Source organism: Methylocystis sp. SB2 (assembly GCF_049817085.1).
Taxonomy (GTDB): Bacteria; Pseudomonadota; Alphaproteobacteria; order Rhizobiales; family Beijerinckiaceae; genus Methylocystis; species Methylocystis rosea.
On sequence record NZ_CP187401.1, the window covers coordinates 2,992,725 to 3,018,419 of the forward strand.

Genomic DNA, 25,695 nt, shown 5'->3' on the forward strand with positions numbered 1-25,695 from the left:
CCCCGCTCCGAACGATGCGGCGATATAAAGCTCAGTAGCCGGAGCTTCCGGGCTGTCATTCCCGACGGGCCAAAGGCCTGATCGGGAATCCAGTATCGAGATAAGAGTCTGGATTCCCGATCGCGCTGCGTGCGCCGGGAATGACATTCGTGAAAACTTCGATTGGGTTGTGTGACGCGCGTGAATGGATTGATGGAAAACGGCGCCAAGAGTGCGGAGTCGACGCGCTTTCCTTCGTCCGCTTCGACCGAGCATCGCCGCGCGCTCGTGCTCGGCGGCTCGAGCGAAGCGCGCGCGCTTGCGACGCGCATCGCCGCCGACCCGCGTCTTGCAGGCGTCATCTCGCTCGCCGGCCGCACCAGCGCGCCGCTCGCGCATGATCTGCCGACTCGCGTGGGCGGGTTTGGCGGCGTCGAAGGATTGACGCGCTATCTCATCGAAGAGCGCATTTCGCATGTCATCGACGCGACGCATCCCTTCGCCGCGCGCATCTCCGCCAACGCACGCGCCGCCTGCGCCGTCGCCAAACTGCCGCTGCTCGTCCTGACGCGCCCGCCATGGGTCTCTGCGCAGGGCGATCGCTGGATCAACGTCGACGACAACGCCGCAGCGGTAAGCGCGCTCGGCGCCGCGCCACGCCGAGTCTTTCTTGCGATCGGCCGGCAAGGCGTCGCCGATTTTCGCGCCGCGCCGCAGCACGACTACCTCCTGCGGGTGATCGAACCGCCCGACTCCGATGACCTGCCGCGCTCCTGCGAGGTGATCTTCGGCCGCGGTCCCTTTGCGCTCGCGGATGAGATCGCGCTGATGCGCGACAACCGCATCGAGATCGTCGTCACCAAGAACAGCGGCGGCGCGCTCGCCTACGCCAAGATCGAAGCGGCGCGGACGCTCGGGCTTGACGTTGTCATGATCGCGCGTCCGGCAAGCGCGGACGCCGCGACGACGCATAGCATCGACGCGGCGATGGCTTTCCTCGCGTCATGAGCCGCACGCTGATGCTCCAGGGCACGGGCTCCGACGTCGGCAAGTCGCTGCTCGTCGCCGGGCTCGCCCGCGCTTTCGCCAATCGCGGCGTCAGGGTCGCGCCTTTCAAACCGCAAAACATGTCGAACAACGCCGCGGTGACGGTCGACGGCGGCGAGATCGGCCGCGCCCAGGCCTTGCAGGCGCGCGCCGCGCGGCTTACGCCTCGCATCGACATGAATCCCGTGCTGCTCAAACCGCAAGGCGCCTCGGGCGCGCAAATCATCGTGCAGGGACGCGTCGTCGGCCAGGCGAAGGCGCGCGACTATCAGGATTTGAAGCCGCGCCTGATGCAGCCCGTGCTCGAAAGCTATGCGCGGCTGAAAGCTGAAGCCGAGCTTGTCATCGTCGAAGGCGCCGGCAGCGCCGCCGAAATCAATCTTCGCCAGAACGACATCGCCAATATGGGCTTTGCTCGAGAAGCCGACCTTCCGGTCGTGCTGGTCGGCGACATCGACCGCGGCGGCGTCATCGCCCAACTCGTCGGCTGCAAGGCGGCGCTCGGCGATGACGACGCGGCGATGATCGAAGGGTTCATCGTCAACAAGTTTCGCGGCGACGCCTCGCTGTTCGACGATGGCCTGCGCTTTGTCGAAACGCGGACCGGCTGGCGTTCGCTCGGCCTTGTGCCTTTTTTTGAGGCCGCGGCGCGGCTTCCAGCAGAGGACGCCTTCGGACTGCGTACGAGCAGCCGCGATCCGCGCGACGGCGTGAGGATCGCCGCGCCGCTGCTGCCGCATATCGCTAATTTCGACGACCTCGATCCGTTGAAAGCCGAGCCCGGCGTGCGCCTGGTCTTCCTCAAGGATGGAGAGCCGCTGCCGCCGGAAACGCAACTCGTCATCCTGCCGGGATCGAAAGCGACGATCGCCGATCTCGCGGCGCTGCGCGCCAACGGCTGGGACATCGACATTCTCGCGCATGTGCGACGCGGCGGGCGTGTTTTCGGCATTTGTGGCGGCTATCAGATGCTGGGCCGCGTGATCCGCGATCCGCTCGGCGTCGAAGGCGCCGCCGGCGAAGCGCAGGGCTTGGGTCTCCTCGATGTTGAAACGACGCTGACGGGTGAGAAAACACTGAGCCCGGTCAGCGGCCACGCGCCGATTTTCGACGCGCCGTTCTGCGGCTACGAAATGCATGTTGGCGCAACTGCCGGTCCCGACTGCGCGCGGCCGGCGCTGCAACTGGCGGATGGGCGCGCGGACGGCGCGATCTCGCGCGATGGGCGTGTGGCGGGCGCCTATGCGCATGGAATCTTCGCGGATGATTCCTTGCGCGCGTCGCTGCTGCGCATGCTTGACGCGCCGCAATCGTCGCTTCGATACGAAGAATCGATCGAAGAAACGCTCGACGCGCTTGCGGCGCATTGCGGGCGCCATATCGATCTCGACGCGCTGTGGGAGATGGCGCGGTGACGGCGCATTCGGCAATCGGGGCGTCGCCGGTCGTGGCGCATGGCGGGCGACTAGACGCCGCGGGCCGACTCTATCCCGACGCGCCGCGGCCCTGGATCGACCTCTCCACGGGCGTCAATCCGCGCGCCTATCCGCTGCCGCCGCTCGCCGATGAGGTTTTCACGCGGCTACCCGACGACGACGCTTTCGCCGCGCTCGACAGCGCCGCGCGCAAGGCCTATGGCGCGCCCGCAGGAGCCGACGTCGTTCCAGGCGGCGGCGCGCAAGCCTTCATTCAGATGCTGCCGCGCGTTTTCCCGGCCAGACGCGTCGCGATCCTCGGCTTCACTTACGCCGAGCACGCCGCCTGTTGGGGGGCAATGGGCGCGCAGGTCGAGACGGTGGAAACATTAGACGCGCTTGCGGGCGCCGACGTTGGCGTGATCGTCAATCCCAATAATCCGGACGGACGCGTGGTCGAGCCGCAGGACCTTCTGTCCACCGCCACGCAGATGTCGCAGCGCGGCCGTCTGCTGATCGTCGATGAATCCTTCATGGATTTCACGCCGGAAGGGAGCGTCGCGCGTTTCGCGCAGAATGAGAGCCTCGTTGTGCTGCGCTCCTTCGGCAAGGCTTACGGGCTTCCCGGATTGCGGCTCGGCTTCGCGCTCTGTTCGCGTTGGCGCGGGGCGAAGCTGCGCGCGGCGCTCGGACCCTGGGCCGTCTCCGGTCCGGCGCTCGCCATCGGCGCCCGTGCGCTTGCGGATGACGTATGGCGGGCGAACGCCGCGCGAGCCTGCGCGGGCGACGCTGCGCGCCTCGACGCGCTTTTGACGCAGGCCGGTTTTCACATCATGGGCGGAACGACGCTGTTTCGGCTGGCGGCGCATCCGCAGGCCTCTCGCTGTTTCACGCATCTCGCCGCGCGCGGCATATTGACCCGAGCCTTCGCCGGGAAGTCAGACTGGCTGCGGTTCGGTCTGCCGCCGAACGAGCCCGCCTGGGCGCGGCTCGCCGCGGCGCTGGAGAGCGTCAATGGCGATTGAGGCCCCGAACAAGCCGGACGAGAAGCCAGCGGATCTGGCGCCCGCCGCGGCCTTCAGCGAGGCCGAGCGCGCGGCGATCTACCGCGTCATCCACGCGCGCCGCGACGTGCGTGACGAGTTCCTGCCTGATGACGTGCCGCGCGACGTTCTGCTGCGCATCCTAGACGCAGCGCATCATGCGCCCTCCGTCGGCTTCATGCAGCCATGGAACTTCATCGTCATCCGGGACGCCGAGAAACGGCGCGCCGCCTATGCGGCCTTTCAACGCGCCTGCGAAGCCGAGGAACTGGCGCTGGAGCCGGAGCGTCGCTCGCTCTATCGCAGCCTCAAGCTGCAGGGCATCGTGAAAGCGCCGCTCAATATCTGCGTCACCTGCGATCGCGCGCGGTTTGGCGCAACCGGGCTTGGCCGCACGCAGCAGCCCGACACCGATATTCTGAGCACCGCCTGCGCTGTTCAAAATCTTTGGCTTGCGGCGCGCGCCGAAGGCGTCGGCGTCGGCTGGGTGAGTATCGTCAGGGATGCAGATCTGCGCGAGATCTTTAGAATTCCCAAAGAGATAGCCATCGTGGCCTATCTCTGCGTCGGCTATGTCGCGCAGGCCTATAAACTGCCGGAGCTGGAAGCGAAACGCTGGGCTGCGCGGCTGCCTTTGGAGAATCTGATCTTCGAGGACAGCTGGGGAGAACTGGTCGCTTCCACAAACCCGCCTTAAATAACTGAAAGGCTGAGCGCGGCTTTCCTGTGGACTCCTACAGACAACCTGTTAGCGTCACTCATCTTTTGGCGTGATGTTAAGGGTTGAGGCGTTAGGAATTCCTGAATTGTCGAAGCTCCATCTCGGGGGCGTCGGAGACGCGAACATGGCGCCGGTTAATTTGGAACAGCTGTTCGATAAAGACTTCCCCCTCGCCAACAACACCATTCTCACCGTCACGGAAGTGCCAGACTGCGAAGAGCAGCTGCTAAAATTGCTCGAACGCGCCATGCTCCGAGGCTTCGACAATCACGCGCGGCTCACGCAGATCCAGCTGCCGATGGAGAGGTTTCCCGATCTCGATTCCAAGTTCTGGCACGTCCCGATTGAGGATTGCGGCGCGGCCCAGGTGCTGCGCTTCTTCTTCGCGGCGCCACAACCGCCAGCGCACTGACCTAAGCTCCGCTGACCTTTAACGGCGTGACCCGCGCTTGCGCGGGCGCGGCGGGTTTGCGCCGAAGCTTGCTCATCAACAGATAGATCACCGGCGTCGTGTAGAGCGTCAGCGCCTGGCTGAGCAGCAATCCGCCGACGATGGTGATGCCGAGCGGACGCCGGAGTTCGGCGCCGATCCCGGTTGCGAAGGCGAGCGGCAGCGCGCCGAAAATCGCGGCAAGCGTCGTCATCAGAATGGGACGGAAGCGTTCGCGCGCCGCCGCGAGCGCCGCGTCATGCACGGACATGCCGCCGTCGCGCTCCGCTTGCAAGGCAAAGTCGACGAGCATGATGCCGTTCTTCTTGACGATGCCGATCAGCAACAAAATGCCGATGAAGGCGATAATGGTGAATTCGACATTGAATAGTTCGAGCGACAGCAGCGCGCCCAGGCCTGCCGAGGGCAGCGTCGAGATGATCGTGATCGGATGGATGAGGCTTTCGTAAAGAATGCCAAGAATAATGTACACCGAAAGCAGCGCGGCGAGGATCAGCACCGCCATTCCCGCCGCCACCTTGCGGAAATCCGCGACGTCGCCGGCGAATTCGGCGCGCAGGCCGCCCGGCGGATTGAGCTCGGCGATCGCCAGTTCGATCGCCGCGACGGTGGCGTCAAGACTGTAGCCTGGCGCGACATTGTAAGAGATTGTCGTCGCCGGCACGACGCCCTGATGGTTGACGACGAGCGGCATTGAGCTGCGCTCGATATGGGCGAGCGCTGTCAGCGGAATTTGCTCGCCGGTTGTTGAGGAGACATAAACGCCGGCGAGGTCGCGAATGTCCCGCTGACGTTCGAGCGGCGTCTCATAGATCACGCGATATTGGTTGCGCTGGGTATAGACGATCGCATCCTGTCTCTGGCCGAAAGCGCTGTTCAGCGCGGCGTCGATTGCGGCGATCTGCACATTCATTCGGGAGGCGGCGCTGCGATCAATGACGACCTTGGCGCGCAGCCCGCCCCGCTCCTGGTCGGAGGCGACGTCGACGAGTTCGGGCGCCTTCTTCAGGCGCTCCAGCATTTTGTCACGCCAGATCTCGAGAATTTCGATTGATGGACTCGACAGGGTGAACTGATATTGCGACTTGCTCAGCCGTCCGCCCGTTCGCAGATCCTGAGACGGCACCATGAACACGCTGAGGCCCGGAATTTTCGCGAATTCGCCGCGCAGGCGCGCGATCACATCCTTGCTCGATGCGCTCCGTTCGTCTGCCGGCTTCAAGGCGACGAATAGCCGGCCTTGATTCGTCGAGGCGGTCAGGTTGCTGGCGCCGATGAATGAGCCGACATTGGCGACGTCGGGATCGGCGACCAGCACGTCGGAGGCGAGCCGCTGCAAACGCGCCATCTCCGTGAAAGACACGTCGCCCGCCGCCTCGGTCGTTCCATTGATCAGACCAATGTCGTCTTGCGGCAGGCTGCCCTTGGGGATCGTCTGGTAGAGACGCACCGTCCAGCCGATCGAGACGACCACGACAATAAGGGTGGCCCAGGGATGATCGATCACCGGCCGCAGGCTGCGCGCGTAGAGATCGACGATTCGATCGAGACTGCCTTCGATGAGCCGGTCGAAGCGCGAAGGCGCTCTTTCCCGAGGCGCCGGCAGGCGCGCGCAGACCATCGGCGTCACGGTCAGGGAGATGACCGTCGAGATCGCAATGGCGAAGGTCAGCGTCCAGGAAAACTCGCGCAGCAGCCGGCCCATCACGCCTTCCATGAAAAGAAGCGGAATGAAGACGGCGACGAGCGACAGGCTGATTGAAACGACGGTGAAGCCGATCTGCTTGGAGCCGACCAGCGCCGCTTCGATGCGGCTGAGACCGCGCTCCGCGTTGCTTTGAATATTTTCGATCATGACAATGGCGTCGTCGACGACGAAGCCGACCGAGATCGTCAGCGCCATCAGCGACAGATTGTCGATCGAGAAGCCCGCGACCCACATCGCGGCGCAGGTGCCGACCAGGGAGAGAGGCACGGTGATGCCGGCGGCGATGACGGGCGTCGCGCGGCGCAAAAACACATAGACGACCATCATCACCAGAAAGACGGAGATCGCCAGCGTCCGCTGAATGTCGTGAATGCTGGCGCGGATGGTCTGGGTGCGGTCGGCAAGCACATCGATCTTGACGCCGCTCGGAATCCACTCCTGAAATTGCGGCATCATCGCTTTGATCTGATCGACCGTTTCGATCACATTGGCGTTTGGCTGCTTGGTGACAATAAGCAGAACGGCCGGCTTGCCGTTGAACCAGCCGGCGGCGTTGCGGTTTTTGACGCCGAGCTCGACCGTGGCGACGTCGCCGAGCTTGACCACCGCGCCGCCGCGCGCTGCGATGACGATGTTGCGATAGTCTTCGGGCGTCGACAGCTGATCGGTCGTCGCGAGCGTGATCTCCCGCGTATCGCCGCCGAGCGCCCCTACGGCGGAATGGGCGTTGGCGGCGTTGAGCGCGTTGGCGACGGCGTCGACGCCAAGCCCCATCGCGGCGAGACGCGCGCTATCGACCTGGACGCGGATCGCCGGCTGCTCGGCGCCCGCGAGGCGCGCCTCGGCGACGCCTGGGATCTGCGAAATCCGCTGCGCGATCACGGAATCGGCCGCATCGAAAATCGCGCTCGTCGGCAATGTGTCAGAGGTCATCGCCAGCACGAGCACGGGCATGCTCGACTGGCTCGCCTTTCGATAGACGGGCGCCATCGGCAGATCCGACGGCAGGTCGGTGATGGAGGCGTTGATAGCCGCCTGAACGTCGCGCGCTGCCGCGTCCAGCGGCCGTGAGATGTCGAATTGCGCGATGATCTGCGTCGAGCCAAGCGAATTCGCCGATGTCAGCTCATTGAGGCCGGCGATGCTGGACAGACGCCGTTCGAGCGGCGCCGCGACGGACGCCGCCATGGTCTGCGGATCGGCGCCGGGCCGCGACGCGGAAATGCCGATAATCGGAAAATCCACTGCTGGCAGGCTCGCCACCGGCAGGAAAAAATAAGCGACGGCGCCGACGAGGAAGAGCGCGCTGGCAAGCAGCGTCGTCGCGACTGGCCGCCTGATGAAGGGCGCGGAGACATTCACTCGGCAGCCTCCCGGGCCGGCGGCTTCGGCAGTTCGCCGACCGGCTCGAATTCCTCGGCGGTCGGCGGCTCGCCCGGCGGCGAGAGCCGCACGCGCAGCCGCTCGACGGCGAGATAGATGACCGGCGTCGTGTAAAGCGTCAGCGCCTGCGAGAGCAGCAGGCCGCCGATGATCGCGACGCCCAGCGGAATGCGCAGCTCGCTGCCCGGCCCATGCGAGAGCGCGAGCGGCAGCGCGCCAAAGAGCGCGGCAAGCGTCGTCATCATGATGGGACGGAAGCGCAGATGGCAGGCGCGCACGATCGCGTCGCGCGCCGAGAGTCCGTCGTCGCGCTCGGCGTCCAGCGCGAAGTCGATCATCATGATCGCATTCTTCTTGACGATGCCCATCAGCAGAACGACGCCGATCAGCGCGACGATGGACATCTCAATTCGAAATAAGAGAAGCGCGAGCAATGCGCCGACGCCCGCCGAGGGCAGAGTCGTCAAAACGGTGAAAGGATGGGCGAAGCTCTCGTAAAGAACGCCGAGCACGACATAGATCGACACGACCGCCGCAAGTATGAGCCAGGGCTCGCTCGCCAGAGACTTGTTGAATTCGGCGGCGTCGGCGCTGAATACGCCAAGGATCGACGACGGCATGCCGATCGCGGCCTCCGCTTTGGCGATCATTTTCACCGCATCGCCAAGCGCATAGCCATCCGCAAGATCGAAGCTGATCGTCGACGCCGGAAATTGGTCCTCATGCGCGACGGTCAGCGGCGCCGAGAGGTTTTCCAGCCTCACGAAGCTCGCAAGCGGCGTCTGCGGTCCGCCGCCAAGCGGCGCGACATAGAGCTTTTCCAAAGCCGACGGGTCGCGCTGATATTGCGCGGCGGCTTCGAGAATGACGCGATACTGGTTCGATTGCGTGTAGATTGTCGAGATCTGCCGCTGTCCGAAGGCGTCGTTGAGCACGTCATCGACCATCTGCGCGGTGATGCCGAGCCGCCCCATCTTCTCTCGGTCGATGCGCATAAGCGTGCGCAGGCCGCCGTCCTGCGTTTCGGCGGCGACATTGCGTAACCCTGGGGTCTCACGCAGGCTGTCGAGCAATCGATTCGACCAGGTCAGCAATTCCTCGCGGTCTGGGGAGGTGAGCGTATACTGATACTGCGAGCGGCTCGGCCGCGTCGTGATCTGGATGTCTTGCACCGGCTGGACGTATAGCGCGACGCCAGGGAGTTTTTGCCCCGCGGCCTTCAGCCGGTCCGCAATCTTTTCAGCATTCTCGTGGCGCTCGCTATGCGGGCGCAGCATCACGGTGAGCCGCGCCACATTGGTCGTCGCATTGAGCGGCCCGACGCCGAGCACAGACGTCACCGCCCTGACGTCCGGGTCACGGCGAAACTCCTCGGCGATCTTCGCCTGCAGCGCCGTCATTTTGTCGAAGGACGCGTCCGCCGAGGCCTCTAGAACCACCGACAGCACGCCGGTGTCCTGCCGCGGCAGGAAGCCTTTGGGAATCACCACATAGAGCGCGACGGTGAGCGCGAGAGTCGCGACAGTGATCGCGAGCATGAGTTTTTCGCGCTTGAGCGCCCAGTCGAGCGACACGTAATAACCGCGGTCGAGCGCAAGCGAAAGCGTCTCCAAGCGTGAGGGGCCCCGCGGCGGAGCAAAACGCAGCAGGACCGCGCAGAGCATCGGCGTCAGGGTCAGCGAGATCACCGCCGAGACGACGACGGCGATCGTCAATGTCAGCGCGAATTCGCTGAACATCCGCCCGACAATGCCGGTCATGAACAGCAGCGGTATAAAGACGGCGATAAGCGAGACGGTGAGCGATACGACCGTGAAGCTGATTTGGCGCGCGCCGTCGAGCGCGGCCTGACGCGGCGCTTTGCCTTCCTCGATATTGCGCACGATGTTCTCGATCATCACGATCGCGTCGTCGACGATGAAGCCGGTGCCGATGGTCAGCGCCATCAGCGACAGATTGTCGAGCGAGAAGCCCGCGGCCCACATGATCGAGAAGGTGGCGATGATCGAGAGCGGCAGGCTGACGCCGGCGATGATCGTCGCCCGCCAGCTGCGCAGAAACATCAACACCACGAGCACGACGAGCGCCGCGGCGATGACGAGCGTTAGTTGCACCTCGAAAATCGAGGCCCGGATCGTCACGGTCCGGTCATTGACGATCTCAAGAGACATGCCGGCGGGAAGCGCACGCTGAATTTGCGGCAGCTCCTTCTTCACCAACTCTACGGTATTGATGATATTGGCGCCGGGCTGTCGCAGCACGTCGAGAACGACCGTCTGCTCGCCATTATGCCAGCCGCCGACCCGGGAGTTCTCGAGCCCGTCGACAACCTGCGCAACGTCGCGAAGCGACACCGGCGCGCCATTGCGCCACGCGACGATGATGTCATTGTATTGGCTGGCGCGCATAATCTGGTCGTTGGCGTCAAGCGTGTAGGATTGCCGCCTGCCGTCGAGCGAACCCTTGGCCCCGGCGATGTTCGCCGCGGCGATGGCGAGGCGCAGATCCTCCATACCGATGCGATTGGCGGCGAGGCGGCCAAGATCGGCCTGAATGCGCACGGCGGGGCGGACTCCGCCCTGCACCGACACGCGCCCGACGCCGGTGACCTGCGAGAGCTGCGGCGCGATCAAGGTGTCGGCCCGATCGCTCAAATCGCGCAGCGTGGCGGTCTTCGAACGCAACGTCAGCGTCAGGATCGGCGTATCCGCGGGGTTCACCTTGGCGTAGACCGGCGGATAGGGAAGGTTGCGGGGCAGCGTCGAGGCGGCTGCGTTGATCGCCGCCTGAACGTCTTGCGCGGCCGCGTCGATGTCGCGATCAAGGTCGAATTGCAGCGTGATCTGCGAAAGCCCGAAAGAGCTTTGCGACGACATGCTGGTCAGCGACGGAATCTGGCCGAACTGCCGTTCGAGCGACGCTGTCACCAGTGAGGCGATTGTGTCAGGGTTGGCGCCCGGAAGCTGCGTCGTCACCTGGATCGTGGGAAAGTCGACCTGCGGCAACGGCGAGACGGGAAGCCGCAGATAGCCCATCACGCCAAACAGCAGCACGGCGAACGCCAAGAGCGACGTCGCCACCGGCCGATGGATGAAGGGCGCCGAAACGTTCATTGTTTTGTTCGATCACCTCGCACGCGCAGGCGCGCCGTCGCTTTGCGCGCCGCGCTCGTCTTCAGCGCCACCGCTTTTCTCGGCGTTGGCGGTTTCCGGCGCGCTCATGACGCGCACCTTGGCGCCATCCGACAGCCGCGAGAAGCCGCTCGTGACCAAGATGTCGCCGGGCGCGATCCCGGAAGTGACAACGGCGATCGTCTCATCTTGTCGGCCTGTCGTCACCGGGCGCATCGTCGCGACGTTGTCTGGCCCCAGGACGTACACGAAGGCGCCGTTCGGCCCGCGCTGCACAGCCTGGCTCGGCGCCACGAGGACGTTCTTCATCGTATCGAGCATCAGCCGCACATTGACGAACTGGCCGGGCCAGAGCGCGAGCTTCGGATTGGCGAAGGTCGCTTTCAAACGCACCGTGCCCGTCTGCTGATCGATCTGATTGTCGATGACGGTCAGCTCGCCGATTTCGATGGGCGTGGCGTTGTCCGGACCAAGCGCCGAAACCTTGGCCTTTCCCTGCGCCTTCTGCACCGCCGGCAACGCCTGCTGAGGCAATGTGAACACAACATAGATCGGCTTCAGTTGCGTGATGACGACAATGCCGGTCTGGTCGGAGGCGTGTAGAATATTGCCGACGTCGACGAGGCGGATGCCGACGCGTCCGTCGATCGGCGAACGGATCGTCGCATAGTCCAGCGTGGTTTTGGCGTTGTCGATCGCCGCTTTGTCGGCGCGCACCAGCGCTTCAAGCTGGGCGACGGACGCCTTTTGAGTGGCGTGTTGCTGCTTCGAGGCGTAGGCGCCGACGAGAAGTCTTTCGTAGCGCGCGAGATCGACGCGAGCGTTGGCGAGATTGGCTTCGTCCTGCGCTCTTTTGGCCACCGCCTGATCATACTGCGCCTGATACAGCGCCGGATCGATTTCGGCCAAAATGTCGCCTTTGCGGACGTCCTGTCCCTCCGTGAAGGCGAGGCGCATCAGCCTCCCGTCCACCTGCGTGCGAATCGTCACCGTGTTGAGCGCCTGCACGGTGCCGACAGCGTCAATGGTCACAGGCACGTCGTCGAGACGCGCCTTCGTGGCGGTGACGGTGACGGTCCCCTCGCTGCGCCCGCCGCCGGAACGTCCAGCGACCGGGCCCTGGTCCTTTGCCGCGAAGCCGGGAAGCCTGCCCGTCTGATACGCCCACGCAAGGGCGCCAGCGAGCGCGAGCGCGCCGGCTGCAAGCAGCACCCTTCGGCTGATGCGGCTCATGGCCAAGGTCCTCTGTCGGCCTCATAGGCGGCGTTGGAGCGCGTGATCTCGATTTCGCGAGTCGTCGGCGACCAGCCGCCGCCGAGCGCCTGATACAGGCTCGTCGCCGCCTGGAAGTGGGAGAGACGCGCGATCGCGAGCTGATCCTCCGTCTGGAAATACGTCGTCTGCGTCTGCGCCAGCTGCACGATATCGATTGTCCCTTCCCGCAGACGCATCTCTACGGCGTCCAATGCGCGTCGAGCCGCGGAGACGGCGACGCCCAGGAGCTTCATCTGGCGGTCCGTTTCGCGTATTGCAATCAGCGCGTTCTCAGTATCCGACAGAGCGGTTAGAATCTGCTTGCGATAAAGCGCCGCTAATTCGGAATATCGGCCTTTCTGCAGATCATATTGGCCCTGCAGGTTCCAGCCGTCGAACACGGGCTGCGTGAGCGAGCCGGCGACCTGCCAGGCGATCGCGTCCGGCCTCATAATGAGCGTCGACAGCATCGAACTCTGGAACCCGTACAGCCCCGTCAGAGTCAGGGACGGAAAAAAGGCCGCCCGCGCCTGCAGCACCGAAAATTCCTGGGATGCGAGGCGCGCTTCCGCTTCGGCGACGTCTGGGCGGCGCAGCAGCACTTCGGAGGGCAGCCCTGGCGCAATCTGCGGAAACTTGAGCTTTACGAGAGAGCCGCCCTTTACAGTCATGCTTTCGGGGGTCTGTCCCAGCAATACGGCAAGGTTGTTGCGCGTCTGTCGCAAGGTCTGTTCGAGCGGCGGGATCGTCGCGCGCTGTTGAGCCAGTATCGTTTCCTGCTGCGAGGTGTCGAGCACGGTCGCCGTTCCGGCTTCAAGCCGCGCGTTGATCGCGTCCATGACCCCTTGCGCGATCGTGACGTTCTGATTGGCGATGCGTAGACGGTCCTGCGCCGTGAGCACCTGGAAATAGGCGTTCAGCACGGCCGCGACGGTCGAGATTTCAACAACGTTGCGATCGAAGCGCGAGACATTGGCGAGGATGCGCGCGGCTTTTGACGCGTTCTCATTCTTGCCCCAAAAATCCACCTCGTAGCTCGCCGTAAGAGCAAGCTGGAAGAAGCCGAAGGTCCGCGCGTCGAAGCCTTGCTGCGATCCCGTGCTCGACGTCGAAGGATTGATGCCGGTGCTTGAGGAGCCCACGTTGATCGTCGTGCCGGGAACGCGCGTCGACCGCGCAATATCGGTCATGTTGACGGTCGGGAACAGCGCAGCGCTCGAGACCCGCGCTTGAGCGTCGGCCTGGGTGATGCGGGCGATTGCGGCTGCGATATCTTGGTTGTCGTCGAGCGCGCGCTCCACGAGTTGGGTCAGTTCCTTCGAACCAAATTTGGCGGCGAAATCCCGCCCGCCGGCGATGGGAGGCTGTGGCTGCGGCTTCGCTTCCCGAAATTGCGCAGGCGGCGGGGCCGAGAGATCGGGCTTGTCCCACTCCAGATCACAGCCGGCGAGCGCCGCCGCGAGCGTCGCGGCGGCCGCCAGCGCTGGTCGAAAAGAGCGAGACAGAGCGGGCGCGGTCAAGTAGCAGGCGTCTCCGGAAGGATCGCGGGAACGGCCGCGAGCATCCCCTTCCTTAAGCGCCGGCGAAGGCGCCGGGAAGGCTTCTCGCTCGTCTCTGCGGCTCGCTTTCGCTCGTCCGAAGACTTAACGAGCAGCGAGTTGCGGGCCTCGGAGCGGCGGCGGGGAGGCGCGCGCTGGCCGTCAACGCGCGAAAAGCTGTGAGTTCTAAGCTCGCGCGGCGCGCTGCGACGGTCAAGTTACGTATCTGTAAGGACCGCCTGCCGCGCGCCGTAACGGGCCGCTATTCCGTTGCGGCTGGAGGGGCTGTCGTCTTGCCTTTCGCCGGTTTCGCCGCCTTGGCCGCGGGCTTCGCCGTCTCCTTGGCCGCTGGTTCTTGGGCGGCGGGTTTCGCCGCAGCAGGCTCCTTCGCGTCCGGCGCGGGCGCGGCCGTTTTGGCGGCAGGCTGTCCGGCGGGCTTGGCGTCGGCCGCCGGCTTGGTCGGGCCGGAAATTTTCGTCCAGGTCTCGCTTTGGCACAGGAAGGAGACGAGGCAGCCGGTCATCGTCAGCGTCGTTGGCGAATCAAGCGCGATCTTGCCGATGTAGGTCTTGCCGCTTTCGGGATCATTGATATCGCCCTCCCAGTGGTTGGGCGTTGTTTTTGCGGCGTTGCGCAGAACCTGAGGGGCCGGCGAGCCATCTGGCATCGCCTCGATGCCCTTGGCGCAAAGCTTGCCCGAGCAGTCGTAGAATTCCAGCTTGTCGTTCGGATGTCCTTCGCGAACCCAGACGCCGTAAACGCTGTCGGCGGCGTACGCCGCCGTGGGGGCGCAGAGGGCCGTCGCCATCGCGATGCGTAGAAATGCTTTTCTCATGACGCGGGACCTCTGTTTGGTTGCAATGAATACGATTCGCTCAAAGTAGCGAACGGCGGAACGCCGACTCCGTCAAGCCACGTCCCCCGCATCCGTCGAGGGGGCGCGCGGCGGGCCAAGAAACGCCGGCACGATAATGAAGGCGGCGAGCAATGTGAAGAACAGCGCAATGGCGAGAAGTTGGCCCATGCTCGCGGTTCCGGGATGGCTCGACAGGATCAAGCTGCCAAATGCGGTGCCCGTCGTTAGAGAACTGAAAAAGATGGCGCGAGTCAGGCTCGACGCCAACATGTCGACGACGCCCTTTCGCCAAGCGATGACATAATAGATGTGGAAGGCGACGCCGACGCCGAACATCAGCGGCAGCGCAATGATGTTGGCGAAATTAAGCGACATGCCAAGTAAGTCTGCGGCCTGAAGGCTCATGATGCCGGCGAGAACCAGCGGGCCCAGCGTCAAGGCGACGTCGAGCGGATTGCGCAGCGCCACCGCCAAGATGATGAAGATCGCGATAAAGGCGTAGAGTCCAGCTTCGAGAAACGCGCGCGTAATGGTCTTTTGCGCTTCCGACACGATCACCGGCGGACCGCTCGCGTCCGGCGCGATTGCCTGCATCGCTTGAGCGAATTCGGTCATGATGACGCGGTCGTTGCTGTCGCCTTTGGGCGTCACCTCGACGCGCACCACGCCGGTGTCGGAAATCCAGTCGCGACGCAAATCCTGGGGCAGCGTGTCGACCGTCACGCGCTGCGCCTGCAGCGCCTGACGGATTTCACCGAGCATCTTGTCGAAGCCGCCGAACACCGCCTGGCGCGCCGCCGCGCGCGTCTCCGGGCTCGCCTTGGCGAGCGCGTCAAGGTCGTCGGCGAAGCGCGTCACGGCCGGGATGGGCTTCTTCGCCGTCGCGCGGCGCAGCGCCTTGGCGGCGTCCGTCAGCGCCTTGACGGTCTGGGCGTCGCTTGGCGGCGATTTCAGCTTCGGATTCAGCACGCCGCGTAATTGCGAAACCGCCATGTCGACGAGGGCGAGCTTGTCGTCCTGGTCCTTGGGGACCAATGAGTCGATCGAGTCGACGTGATCGACTTCAGGCAGCGCCGCGATCTTCTTTTCCAATTCGCGCGCGGCTTCGATCGAGGGCGCGAGCACCTCGATCTTGTTTGGCGCCGTCTTGGGGTCCTTGGAGAGATCGAGAAAAGTCGCGACCGATTCCACCTTCTGATCGCGCAGGTTCATCGGATTGGAGTCGAAGGTCAGATGCATCAGCGCCGGCATGCCGGCGAGCACGACGATCGCCGTGGCGATCAGCACGAAGGCGCGGTGATGCGCGATCCAATGGTCCACGGCGGCGAGCGAGGTCGTCGCGATCGGCACATGCTCCGCGCGCGGGCGCAGCAATTTGATCGCCGCCGGCAGGAACGTGAGGGTCGCGATATAGGCGACGATCATGCCGACGCCCGCGATGAGTCCGAGTTCCGACACGCCGCTGAACGAGGTCGGCAAAAAGCAGAAGAAGCCCGCGAGCAGCGACACCGCGGCGAGCGTCAGCGAGCTGCCGATGCCCCGGGTCGCGGAAAGCAGCGAGCGTTCGAGATGATCGTCGCTGTGCCGTTCTTCGCGATAGCGTGTCGCGAACTGGATTCCGAAGTCGACTCCAAGTCCGATGAACAGCGCGGCGAAAGCGACCGAGATCAGGTTGAAGCGGCCGATCATCAAGATCCCAAGCCCCGACGTCATGGCGAGACCTGCGAGCAGGGTGGCGAGGACGGCGAGAATGAGCTTTGGCGAACGCAGCGCGGCGAACAGGATGAGCGTCACCACGGCGAGCGTGCCAACCGTGTTCAGGGTCATGTTTTCCGAGATCGTGGCGAATTCGTCGTCCGCGAGCGGCACCTGACCCGTCAAGCGCAGCTTGACTCCGTGTTGTTCGTCGAGATGCAGATCGGCCGCCGTCTGTCGCACCAGCCTGATCGCGTCGGCGCCCGGCTCAAGGTCGGAATAATTGACGACCGGCTTGGCGATCACGATGCGTCGCTTGTCCATTTCAGGCGCGGCGGGCGCGCTGCCGCCTGACGCCAGCAGCTTGCCCCAGTCGACCTCCGCCTGCTTTCCAGCGAGCGCCTGCTCAATCCCGGCGGAAAACTCCTCGACGCCGCTGATGTACATTTTCATCGCGCGGTCGCTGCCGGAAGCGGACTTGAAGTTGCCGACGAGCACGCTCGCCAGGCCGCGCAAACTTGGATCTTCGGCGAGCGGTTGGAGAACGTCGCGCTGACCGATCATCACGCCGACATTTTTTTCGATGTCGGAGACCGGCAGGAACAGCAGGCCGTTCTTACGGAAATATTCATGCTCGTCCGGGCGCCATACGCGCGACAGGAGAGGCTTGTCCTGCAGCGCCGCGTTGAGCCGCTTCGCGGCGTCGTCGGCCTCTTCGCTGGTTTTGCCGTCGATGACGATGACGATGACGTCGAGGAGGTCCGGGAAGGCTTTGTAGAGCGCCGCTTCATTCTTGCGCCAAGGGATATCTGGCGAGAAAAGATTTCCGGTGTCCGTATCGATGGCGAACCGCTCAGCGGTGACATAAACGCCCCCCGCCGTCAGGCAGAGAGTGAGCAAAACCACTGTCCAGGGCCAGCGGAGACAAAAGGCGACCAGCTTTTCAAGCATTCCGTTTTTTCCCGCCTTCTGGCGTAAGACCTAATATGAGCGGGAACCGGCGCTCTTCGGTCGGGTTCCTCTATACAAGCGCGCTGCGCGACCACCAAGGCGGCTTACGCCGAAACCTTAATGGCGACGCGATGCGTCAATTTGACGCCGCGTCGTCATAAATACGTCAGCCACCAGAGATCGCGGCGTCGACGCTTCACCTCCGCAAACCAGCGGCACAGCGGGTACAACGCCAAAACAATCAATATCCACGCGACGTAAGCGCCCGCGAGCCCAACGCCGAATTCCGGCGGCGGCCCTCCGCTCTTTGCCCAGGCTGCGACGTCCTGCAGGGAATAGCCGCGCGCGAAGGTGAGCGCCAGCGCCGCGAGGGCGCCGACGTAAAGATGCAGGACATAAAAGAACAACGGCGTGCGGCCGAAGACCGTCAGCGCGTCGCCGATTCTTTTTCCGGCGCGCGCCAACGCGGGCAGCGTCAACGCCGCGCCGCCAAGCGTCACCAGAAGATAGAGCAGCGAGGGCGGATATTTCGTGACGTTGAGAAAGGAGAGCAGGGTGAAGACGGAGTCACGCTGCACGCTCCAAGGACGCGGATCGCCGTAGAGATTGGAGAAGCGCAGCACGACAAAAAGCGCCAGCGCCGCGCCGCCAGCAAAATAAAGCGTGCGGTCGCGCAGTATCGCCGGCTTGAGGAACAGCGGTCCGAGTCCGTAACCCAGCGCGCCGACGCCGATCCAGGGAAGCGCCGGATAGAGGACGCCGCCCGGCACATCAAAGGGCAATTTGCCGGGCTCATGCAGCAGAGACCACCATGGTCCAAACGCGCCGAGATCGGCGGCATGAATCCCGTCGAGGAGATTATGGCCGAAGATGATCGCGACGCCGATAAGCAGCACAATTCGCGGCGACAGGCGCGAGAGGGCGGCGAGCGCCACAAGGCTGCAGCCGATCGCCCAAAGCGTCGACAGCTCGATTCGGCCCCAGCCCATGCTCCAGATCGGGCTTATGACGGCGGCGTCGAGCAAGATGAGCCACAGGCCGCGCGCAGCCAGAAATTTCGTAAGCGCCGCGGGGTCTTTCACCTTCACGCCGTAGAGATAGGCGCTCACTCCGGCGAGAACGGTGAAGGTCGGCGCGCAGAAATGCGTGATGAAGCGCGTGAAGAATAGAAACGGATAGGTGTGATCGAGATCGGTCGGCGAGAACCGCATGACGTCCGCGTCGAAGAAATCGCGCATATGGTCGAGCGCCATGAGGACCATGACGAGGCCGCGCAGCCGGTCGATCTCCGGCAGCCGGTGCTCGTCATAGAGCGGGTTTTGCGCGCCGCCTATCCGAGCCTGGCGAGGCCAGGAAACAGTTCCAGTAGCCAATAGGACATCTCCTGCACGCCGCCCGTGAGAAATGCGATGCCGGTGAAGATGAGCAGCACGCCGACGATCTTTTCGACTTTTCCGAAATGCCGGCGGAAACGCGCAACGAAGGCGAGGAAGCGGCCGAGCGCCAAGCCGGCCCCGATGAAAGGCAGACCGAGGCCGAGCGAATAGGTGGCGAGCAGAGCGGCGCCGAGCGGCACCGTCTCCTGTGTCCCCGCGACGGCGAGAATGGCGGCGAGGATCGGCCCGATGCAGGGCGTCCAGCCGAAAGCGAAGGCAAGCCCCATGACATAAGAGCCGAAAAGCCCCATGGGCTTGGCGATCTCGGCGCGCTTCTCGCGATACAGCAGGTCGACTTTCAGAAGCCCGATGAAGTGCAGGCCCATCAGAATGATGATGCCGCCCGCGACCCAGGACAGAATATGCATATTGGCGCGCAGCACGCCGCCGAAGGCGCTGGCCGTCGCGCCAAGCGCGACGAAGACCGTCGTAAAGCCAAGGACGAAGAGAATTGACGACAGCAGAATGTCGCGCCGCGCGGCGGAGCGCGTCTCGAGTTCGAGATCCTCCATGCTGACGCCCGCGAGATAGGTCAGGTAGGGCGGCACGAGAGGCAGGACGCAGGGGGAGAGAAAAGACAGTAGTCCCGCCGCCGCAGCGGCCGGGAATGTGACATCCGCCATTAAGGCTCCTCGTTGGTCGCTCGGCGCGTCTGCCACAGGGCGGGCCGGACCGCAAAGGCTTACGCAAGAAGAAGCCCCGCCGAAGCGGGGCTTTTCTCGGGCGGGCGCCCGTTTAGTTGTTGCGCTGGCCGAACAGGAACAGCAGCGACTGGAACATGTTGATGAAGTCCAGATAGAGCGAGAGCGCGCCAAAAACGCTCTTCTTCTGCGCGACTTCATAGCTGTCGCTGCTGTAATACATGTCCTTGATGTTCTGCGTGTCCCAGGCCGTCAGGCCGGCGAACACCAACACCGCGATGATCGACAACGCGAACTGCAGGCCGGTCGACTGCAGGAACAGGTTGACGAGGCCGGCGATCACGAGCCCCCAGACGCCCATCACCAGGAAGGAGCCGAAGGCCGACAGGTCCCGCTGCGTCATGTAGCCGTAAAGGCTCAGCCCGCCGAACGCCGCCGCGGTAATGAAGAAGACCCGCGCAACCGATACGCCCGTGAAGACGAGAAGAAGCGAGGACATCGACAATCCCATCACCGCCGCGAAGGCGATGAAAAGATTGCGGGCCGTCGCCGCCGAAATGGTGTTCGCGCGCGCGCCCAGGAAGAAAATGAACGCCAGCGGCGACAGAATCACCACCCAGCGCAGCGGTGTGGCGTAGAGCGTGTGGCCGAAGGACGTCAGTTCAATCGCGCCGGGCGCCACCCTGGCGACGGCGAGCATATAAACGCCGAGCGCGACGAGCCCGGTCACGGCCAAGCCCAGCGTCATATAATTATAGACGCCAAGCATATAGCTGCGCAGGCCCTGGTCGATCTCAGCCGTGGTCGGCCGCGCGACCCCGCGCCCGTAGCCGAAGCTGGTGTTGCGGTCGAAGTTGGACATGTGATCCTCTTGGTCTGTTTGGCCGTTCCGCGCTTCGCGATAGAGAAAGCGCTCCCAGCCTCGCGCTGAATATGGCTCCGCCTTAATTGGGAGGCAAGCTTCCCCGTGATGAACTCTTGTTAAGGTGGTTTCACGACGAAGAGCCGCCCGAGAATATTTTTCTGATTTTAGTCAATTTCATTTCGCGCTGCAAAATGCATTTCTCGGAGCGGCGTTCATTTGACTGCTGGCGGTTTCCAAGGAGCGCCGCGCGTAGAGAGAGCCGCCACGTTGCGCAGCGCGGAAACAGCGGCTGATTGTCGCACCCTTGCTGATGCGCCGGAATCCGCTAACATCAAGCCTCAGGCGTTGTTAGGAGCGACCCCCGAGCGTAAGCCTGACGGGAGTAGCTTGTGCGGCGCAAAGGCAACATTTCTGAGAGTCGCGTGTTCTTGTCACACGAAGACCCAGGAGGTCATCATGCGTGATGGTGGAAATCCGGAAGCGCATCCCGCGCCGGACGTGAGCGAAGATCGCTTCGCGCAGCGGAACGCTTGCCGTTTCGCTAGAGGCCTTCGCCTTACTGTTTTATCGGCTGCGGCCGTTGTCGTGGCGATGGTCGCGGGCGCGCCCGCTCCGGCCGAGGCGCATGGGCGCTTGGGGGCGGCTGAAGGCCGGTGCCGGCTGTTCATCGGGCCGGACATCATGAATTTTACTGGCTACCTGCCGGAAGCGTCCAAGAACGAATTCTGCGAAGACATTCCCGCCACCGGGCCGATTATCATGGTTTTCGACGCGGAGCAGGAAGAGCTGCGCGACATGAAGGTCGAACTGCGCATCGTGAAGGATATCGGCGGGGAGGAGAAGGAAAACGAGGATCTCCAGGCCGTCACCGTCGCCTACCGGGAGCCCAAGAGCTACCCGACAGGCACGATCAATTTCGAACATACGTTCAATGAGCCGGGCTATTTCGTCGGCATCGTCACGGTCACGGGCGATCACGGTGAGCGATGGGTGTCTCGCTTCCCCTTCTCGGTGGGAAAGAGCTTCATGCGCGATCTGCCAGTCTATCTGACGCTCGGCCTCGGCACGATCGCCGCCTTCTTAATCTATCTCGTCCATCGCCGTCGTGACACGACGACCGCGGCCAAGGCGCATAAACCCCCGCCGCCGCCTCCGCCGCCGAGTGCGCCCGATGAGGATCACGGACCGGAGGCGACTCCGGCTGAGTGATGGCGCCTCGCGTAGGCGTTTGGGAATTGCGCCGGCGCCAATCGCGCCGGCGTTTTTTTGGGCGGCTTAGCGCGTCATTGGTCCGCCGACGCGCCGCCGCCGTCGATCTGGCGACCGATCTGCGCAATCGCGCGCTGATAAACCGTGGCCGCGTTCCAGGCCTGGATCGCGCCGAAATTGCTTTCGCCAGGCTGATAGCCGCCGCCGGCGCGCCAGCCATGAGCGTGAAGGAAATTCGCCGTGGCGTTTAGGGCGGCGGCCGAGTTGTCGAGATTGCCCCCTCCGCCGTAGTTCAGGATGTTTTTCGGCAGGAATTGGGTCTGGCCGATTTCGCCATGCATCGAGCCGCGGGCGCTCGGCGACAGCGCGCCGCGATCGACCAGCGTCAGCGCGGCATAGAGCTGATCGGTGAAATAGTCGGAGCGGCGGCAGTCATAGGCCAGTGTCGCGACAGCCGAGAGCGCGTGCTGGTTGCCATGCACCGCGCCAAAGCCGGTCTCCATCCCCCAGATCGCGAGAAGAGGACCCGGCGGCACGCCGTAGCGCTGCTCGATCTGGGCGAAGAGCCCGCCATAGGAGCGCTTGAGCGCGCGGCCGCGCGACACAATGGCCGAGCCGCCGCGCTTGGCGAGGAACTGGTCGAGCGAAAGGCGGAAACTCTTCTGGCCGCGATCGGCGGAAATCGTCGGCGCGTTGTAATGGGTGCCCATTAACGCGCTGATGCCGGCCTGACCTATCCCTTGGCCGCGCGCTTCCTGGGCAAATTCCTGCTTCCAATTGTCGAAGCCCGCAGCCGAGTGTCCACACTGGGCCGCCACAGCGGGATACGAGATTCCAACAAACGCGAACGCAATCGAAAATTTGAGGACAGTCCGCATAGTCTGTTTCCTTTGTTTAAATTTTTGGACTCGCTTCCGTCGTGGCCGTCAGGCGCGGCCGCGCGGCCGCCGCGGCGTTCCAGCTTCTCTCACCTCTTCCCGCTTAGCGAGAGCTTACCCCGAATGGCCGTTTCAGCGCCACCGTCACATCGCGCGTCCTCATGGCGCGTCCTCATGGCGTGTCGTAAGCTCGGCATTGAACTCGTGCCGCGGCTGTTCTTATTCCAGCGACGCTTGCGTTAGGAGGCTGTTCGCGCGCAGATTTCGCTCGCCGCTACCTGACCAAGGCGGAGTCCAGCCCAGGATCATTGACGCGCGCCGTCAGTCAGCTAGCATCGATCATTCGTGTAAACCTCATGCGTTCCCGGATGATCATCGCTGCAGCCATGAGCGCAGGAGCGGAGCCGGTGAGTGGGGATATGATTTTGCAAGAAATTCTCGAGAGCGATTGGACGCTGGCCGCCTTCAAACGCCGTGAAGACGCGCGGCGAAGCAGCGAGCGCAGCTCTTCCCCAGGCGGCGCCGACATCGGCGAAACGCGCCGCGCTCACGACGGATCCGGCAATAATTGGATCGCTGAAGCCTTCAGGCGCCGGCAAGAGGAAGAGCGCGCAAAAGCGGCGAGCCATCAATCCCGCGGCGCACATATGCATGCCGCCGGCAAGGAAGTTCCCGTCGATAACTGGCTCATCGAAGGCTTCAAGCGTCACCAGCAAGAAAATCGGCGACGAGAAACGATCGCCAGAACTGATGAAGGAGAAGCGCGGAATGTTGGCGACGATCATTCCCTTTCGGATCTGGACTCGTCGCCGTCGGATGGCGACGTCGTCATGGAGCGCATCAGCCTGTCCGAGGATCGCGGGTCTGCGAACGAAGACGCGATAGCCGCCAATAATGAAGCTACAGCAACAGCCCTTGTGCCTCTTGTAAGCCGCCACGACGGAACGGTTCTCGACAAGCCGCCGCGTCGCGCCGGCAGGCTCATCATGATCGCCGGTCTGGTCGTTGTTGGCGGTTTGGTTTCCGTCATTGGCGTCAAAACATTGCTCTTTGGCTCTGTCGATTCAACCAAACGCGCGGGCGCGCCCCGCGCATCGCCGCCGACAAGACAGGAAAAGGTCAATCCCATCCAGAGCGCATTGCCCAAGGCGGAGACGGGCGCCCCGGCGGCAAAGCCCATGGAGAAGGAGCGCGCGCCGACAAACGACGCGCCGCCACATCCGAGCAGCGCCGCGCCGTCAGGGCCGAGCGACGCCGCAATCATCGCCGCGCCTCCGGCCGCAACGTCAGAAAGCTCGAAACCGAATCCTGTTGCGCCAGGCGGCGAGCAAGGAAGCAAAGCGCGCTCTCCATCCCAGCAGCGTGAGCAGGGAGACAAGGCTCTCCCTGACAAGGAGGCTGCGCCAGCGGCGCCTCCGCCGGCGCCGGCTGCGCCCGCCGCTCCCGAAGCCGCCGCGCCTGCAAAGCCGGACAAGAATTCAACTGCGGAGCCTGCAACCGTCGCCCCGGAAAGATCGCGTGAGCAGATCAAGCCCGAACAAGAGCAAAACGCCTCTGAGTCCAAACGGGGAGCCGTCAATACCGGCGCGGACGCCAAACCCAAGCATCAAGCCAAGGACAAGAACGCCAGCCATCAAACCTCTCGGAAGCCCGACGGCTTCTCCACTTTTCTGAAGCGCACGGCGAATTCGGTTCGCAAGTTTTTCGGACGGCTCGGGGAGAAGCAGTAACGATCGCCGTTGATCGACGCAGTCGCCACAATCGATGGCCGCTTCCGCGCCGCGACTCAGTCTTGGCGTAATCGGTTCGGCGTCCAGTCGCCCGCATGCACGCGCCGCGTCAAACGCGCGAACGCTAGAACGCGCCGAACTGCCCGACGATCCCCAAGATTAAATCCACGAGAGAGAAAGAAGCTTGCAGGCCGCAGTGAAAGAGCGGCGATGCCCGCCGTTGGCGCTTGGAAGTGGACCAGCCGTGCGACGTGGCCCATTTGAGTAGCACGTGGCCGACAGCCGGTCGGTTCGGCTACCAATCGCGAGCATTCCCGTGAGAACGATCATCGAGCCGTTTCGCATCAAGATGACCGAGGCGCTGCCCATCACCACGCGCAGCGAGCGTGAGGCGCTTCTCGCCAGCGCCTTCAACAATGTTTTCCTCTTGGACGCCGACCACGTCACCATCGACTTGCTGACCGACAGCGGCACGGGCGCAATGTCGGACCGCCAATGGTCGGCGCTGATGCTTGGCGACGAGAGCTACGCCGGAAGCCGCTCTTGGCGACGCTTCGAGCAAACCGTGCGCGAGATTGCCGGCTTCAAACACATTTTTCCCACGCATCAGGGGCGCGCCGCCGAGCGCATTCTAGCCGCGACGCGTCTCAAGAAAGGGAACGTCGTTCCCAACAATGGTCACTTCGACACGACGCGCGCGAACATCGAATATGTCGGCGCCGTTGCGACGGATTTGCCGTCGACCGAAGCGCGCGAACTGCAATCTGAGAAACTGTTCAAGGGAAATATGGACCTCGGCAAGCTCGAACAGTTGATCGAGGCCGAAGGCGCCGGAAACATTCCCTTCTGCATGCTGACAGTGACCAACAACACTGGCGGCGGCCAACCGGTGTCGATGGAAAACGTCCGGAGCGTCAAGGAAATCTTGAACAAGCGCGGCATTCCGCTGATCATCGACGCCTGCCGCTTTGCCGAAAACGCATTCTTCATCAAAGAACGCGAGCAAGGCTTCGCCGATCGAACGCTGTTAGAGATTGCGCGGGAAATGTTTTCATTCGCCGATGGGGCGACGATGAGCGCAAAGAAGGACGGGCTCGCAAATATCGGAGGATTTCTGGCCTGCAACAATGATTCATGGGCCGATGACTTTCGCAACCTGCTCATCCTGACGGAAGGATTTCCGACATATGGCGGTCTCGCCGGCCGTGATCTGGAAGCCATCTCCGTCGGCCTGTTGGAGGCGTTGGAATACGACTATCAGCGCTATCGGCATGCGACCGTCGAATATGTGGCGTCGGCGCTGATCTCGCGCGACATACCGATCGTGCGCCCAGCCGGCGGTCACGCCATATTCATCGACGCGGCCGCGTTTTGCCCGCATTTGAGGGCCAGCGACTATCCCGGCATCGGGCTCGTCAATGCGCTTTATCTCGAGGGCGGGGTTCGCGCCGTGGAGCTCGGCAGCGTCATGTTCGGAAAGCCTGCGCCGGGAGGGGGAGAGGAGATCGCGGCGCCGCACGAATTGGTGCGGTTGGCGTTCCCTCGCCGGGTCTATACGCAGAGCCATTTCGACTATCTGATCGAAGTGCTCGACGCCATCGGCCGCCGGCGCGAAGCAATCCCGGCCTACCGGATCACCGAACAGGCGCCATTTCTGCGGCATTTCACCGCCCATTACGAACGGGTCGGTTGAGCCGCGAGCTAGGCGGTCGACGATGGGCCGCCCTGAGCGGCCTGAAACTGTATGACCTCGGTGGCCGAATA

General features: G+C 63.7%; 18 protein-coding genes. 8 read left to right on the forward strand and 10 right to left on the reverse strand.

Translation table 11 applies throughout. From position 1 onward, the window contains the following. Positions 1-192 precede the first annotated feature (192 nt). The 5 genes from ACPS74_RS14625 (at position 193) to ACPS74_RS14645 (ending at position 4,617) form a co-directional block, all read left to right on the forward strand. Positions 193-987 (forward strand): cobalt-precorrin-6A reductase, encoded by a 795-nt coding sequence (locus ACPS74_RS14625; protein WP_029648749.1) that lies wholly within the window; start codon positions 193-195, stop codon positions 985-987. After that, positions 984-2,441: a cobyric acid synthase gene (locus ACPS74_RS14630; RefSeq protein ID WP_029648748.1), complete on the forward strand. Its 1,458-nt coding sequence runs from the start codon at positions 984-986 to the stop codon at positions 2,439-2,441. Before ACPS74_RS14625 ends, ACPS74_RS14630 begins: the two co-directional genes overlap by 4 nt. After that, a complete protein-coding gene (cobD, locus tag ACPS74_RS14635; RefSeq protein WP_036241420.1) occupies positions 2,438-3,466 on the forward strand; it encodes a threonine-phosphate decarboxylase CobD in 1,029 nt (342 codons plus the stop codon). Before ACPS74_RS14630 ends, cobD begins: the two co-directional genes overlap by 4 nt. Then, complete coding sequence (bluB, locus tag ACPS74_RS14640; RefSeq protein ID WP_029648746.1) at positions 3,456-4,181, forward strand: 5,6-dimethylbenzimidazole synthase; 726 nt, start codon at positions 3,456-3,458, stop codon at positions 4,179-4,181. The genes cobD and bluB overlap by 11 nt, the downstream gene beginning before the upstream one ends. A gap of 148 nt (positions 4,182-4,329) precedes the next feature. Then, positions 4,330-4,617 (forward strand): hypothetical protein, encoded by a 288-nt coding sequence (locus ACPS74_RS14645; RefSeq protein ID WP_029648745.1) that lies wholly within the window; start codon positions 4,330-4,332, stop codon positions 4,615-4,617. A 1-nt stretch (position 4,618) separates the two neighbouring features. On the opposite strand, the gene ACPS74_RS14650 is transcribed toward ACPS74_RS14645, so the two are convergent. The 9 genes from ACPS74_RS14650 to ACPS74_RS14690 all read right to left on the reverse strand — a co-directional run bounded on the left by ACPS74_RS14650 (position 4,619) and on the right by ACPS74_RS14690 (position 20,111). Continuing rightward, the gene (locus tag ACPS74_RS14650) at positions 4,619-7,726 is read right to left on the reverse strand and encodes an efflux RND transporter permease subunit (RefSeq protein WP_029648744.1); all 3,108 of its coding nucleotides are present in this window, start codon (positions 7,724-7,726) and stop codon (positions 4,619-4,621) included. After that, positions 7,723-10,860 carry an efflux RND transporter permease subunit gene (locus ACPS74_RS14655; protein WP_029648743.1) on the reverse strand — a complete coding sequence of 1,046 codons (3,138 nt, stop codon included), beginning with the start codon at positions 10,858-10,860 and terminating at the stop codon, positions 7,723-7,725. Before ACPS74_RS14655 ends, ACPS74_RS14650 begins: the two co-directional genes overlap by 4 nt. A gap of 12 nt (positions 10,861-10,872) precedes the next feature. Then, positions 10,873-12,111, reverse strand: a complete 1,239-nt coding sequence (locus tag ACPS74_RS14660; protein WP_029648742.1) for an efflux RND transporter periplasmic adaptor subunit — start codon at positions 12,109-12,111, stop codon at positions 10,873-10,875. After that, positions 12,108-13,652, reverse strand: a complete 1,545-nt coding sequence (locus ACPS74_RS14665) for an efflux transporter outer membrane subunit (protein ID WP_029648741.1) — start codon at positions 13,650-13,652, stop codon at positions 12,108-12,110. Before ACPS74_RS14665 ends, ACPS74_RS14660 begins: the two co-directional genes overlap by 4 nt. A 280-nt stretch (positions 13,653-13,932) precedes the next feature. Then, complete coding sequence (locus tag ACPS74_RS14670; protein WP_029648740.1) at positions 13,933-14,505, reverse strand: DUF2147 domain-containing protein; 573 nt, start codon at positions 14,503-14,505, stop codon at positions 13,933-13,935. Between the two features lie 72 nt (positions 14,506-14,577). After that, positions 14,578-17,172: an MMPL family transporter gene (locus ACPS74_RS14675; RefSeq protein ID WP_029648738.1), complete on the reverse strand. Its 2,595-nt coding sequence runs from the start codon at positions 17,170-17,172 to the stop codon at positions 14,578-14,580. Positions 17,173-17,327: 155 nt separating this feature from the next. Beyond that, the gene (locus ACPS74_RS14680; protein WP_239754911.1) at positions 17,328-18,545 is read right to left on the reverse strand and encodes a DUF1624 domain-containing protein; all 1,218 of its coding nucleotides are present in this window, start codon (positions 18,543-18,545) and stop codon (positions 17,328-17,330) included. Continuing rightward, positions 18,503-19,231, reverse strand: a complete 729-nt coding sequence (locus ACPS74_RS14685; RefSeq protein ID WP_029648735.1) for a cytochrome c biogenesis CcdA family protein — start codon at positions 19,229-19,231, stop codon at positions 18,503-18,505. The genes ACPS74_RS14680 and ACPS74_RS14685 overlap by 43 nt, the downstream gene beginning before the upstream one ends. Before the next feature lie 112 nt (positions 19,232-19,343). Then, the gene (locus tag ACPS74_RS14690) at positions 19,344-20,111 is read right to left on the reverse strand and encodes a Bax inhibitor-1/YccA family protein (protein ID WP_018407322.1); all 768 of its coding nucleotides are present in this window, start codon (positions 20,109-20,111) and stop codon (positions 19,344-19,346) included. A gap of 459 nt (positions 20,112-20,570) precedes the next feature. Between ACPS74_RS14690 and ACPS74_RS14695 the strand changes: the two genes are divergently transcribed. Further along, positions 20,571-21,323: a hypothetical protein gene (locus ACPS74_RS14695; RefSeq protein WP_029648734.1), complete on the forward strand. Its 753-nt coding sequence runs from the start codon at positions 20,571-20,573 to the stop codon at positions 21,321-21,323. Positions 21,324-21,397: 74 nt separating this feature from the next. Here ACPS74_RS14695 and ACPS74_RS14700 read toward each other — a convergent pair whose 3' ends face one another. Next, a complete protein-coding gene (locus ACPS74_RS14700) occupies positions 21,398-22,201 on the reverse strand; it encodes a lytic murein transglycosylase (protein WP_029648733.1) in 804 nt (267 codons plus the stop codon). A 419-nt stretch (positions 22,202-22,620) separates the two neighbouring features. Here ACPS74_RS14700 and ACPS74_RS14705 point away from each other — a divergent pair, with 419 nt between their 5' ends. Both ACPS74_RS14705 and ACPS74_RS14710 read left to right on the forward strand, forming a co-directional pair. Beyond that, the gene (locus ACPS74_RS14705; RefSeq protein WP_029648732.1) at positions 22,621-23,931 is read left to right on the forward strand and encodes a hypothetical protein; all 1,311 of its coding nucleotides are present in this window, start codon (positions 22,621-22,623) and stop codon (positions 23,929-23,931) included. A 316-nt stretch (positions 23,932-24,247) separates the two neighbouring features. Further along, the gene (locus ACPS74_RS14710) at positions 24,248-25,624 is read left to right on the forward strand and encodes a tryptophanase (RefSeq protein WP_029648731.1); all 1,377 of its coding nucleotides are present in this window, start codon (positions 24,248-24,250) and stop codon (positions 25,622-25,624) included. Positions 25,625-25,695 lie beyond the last annotated feature (71 nt).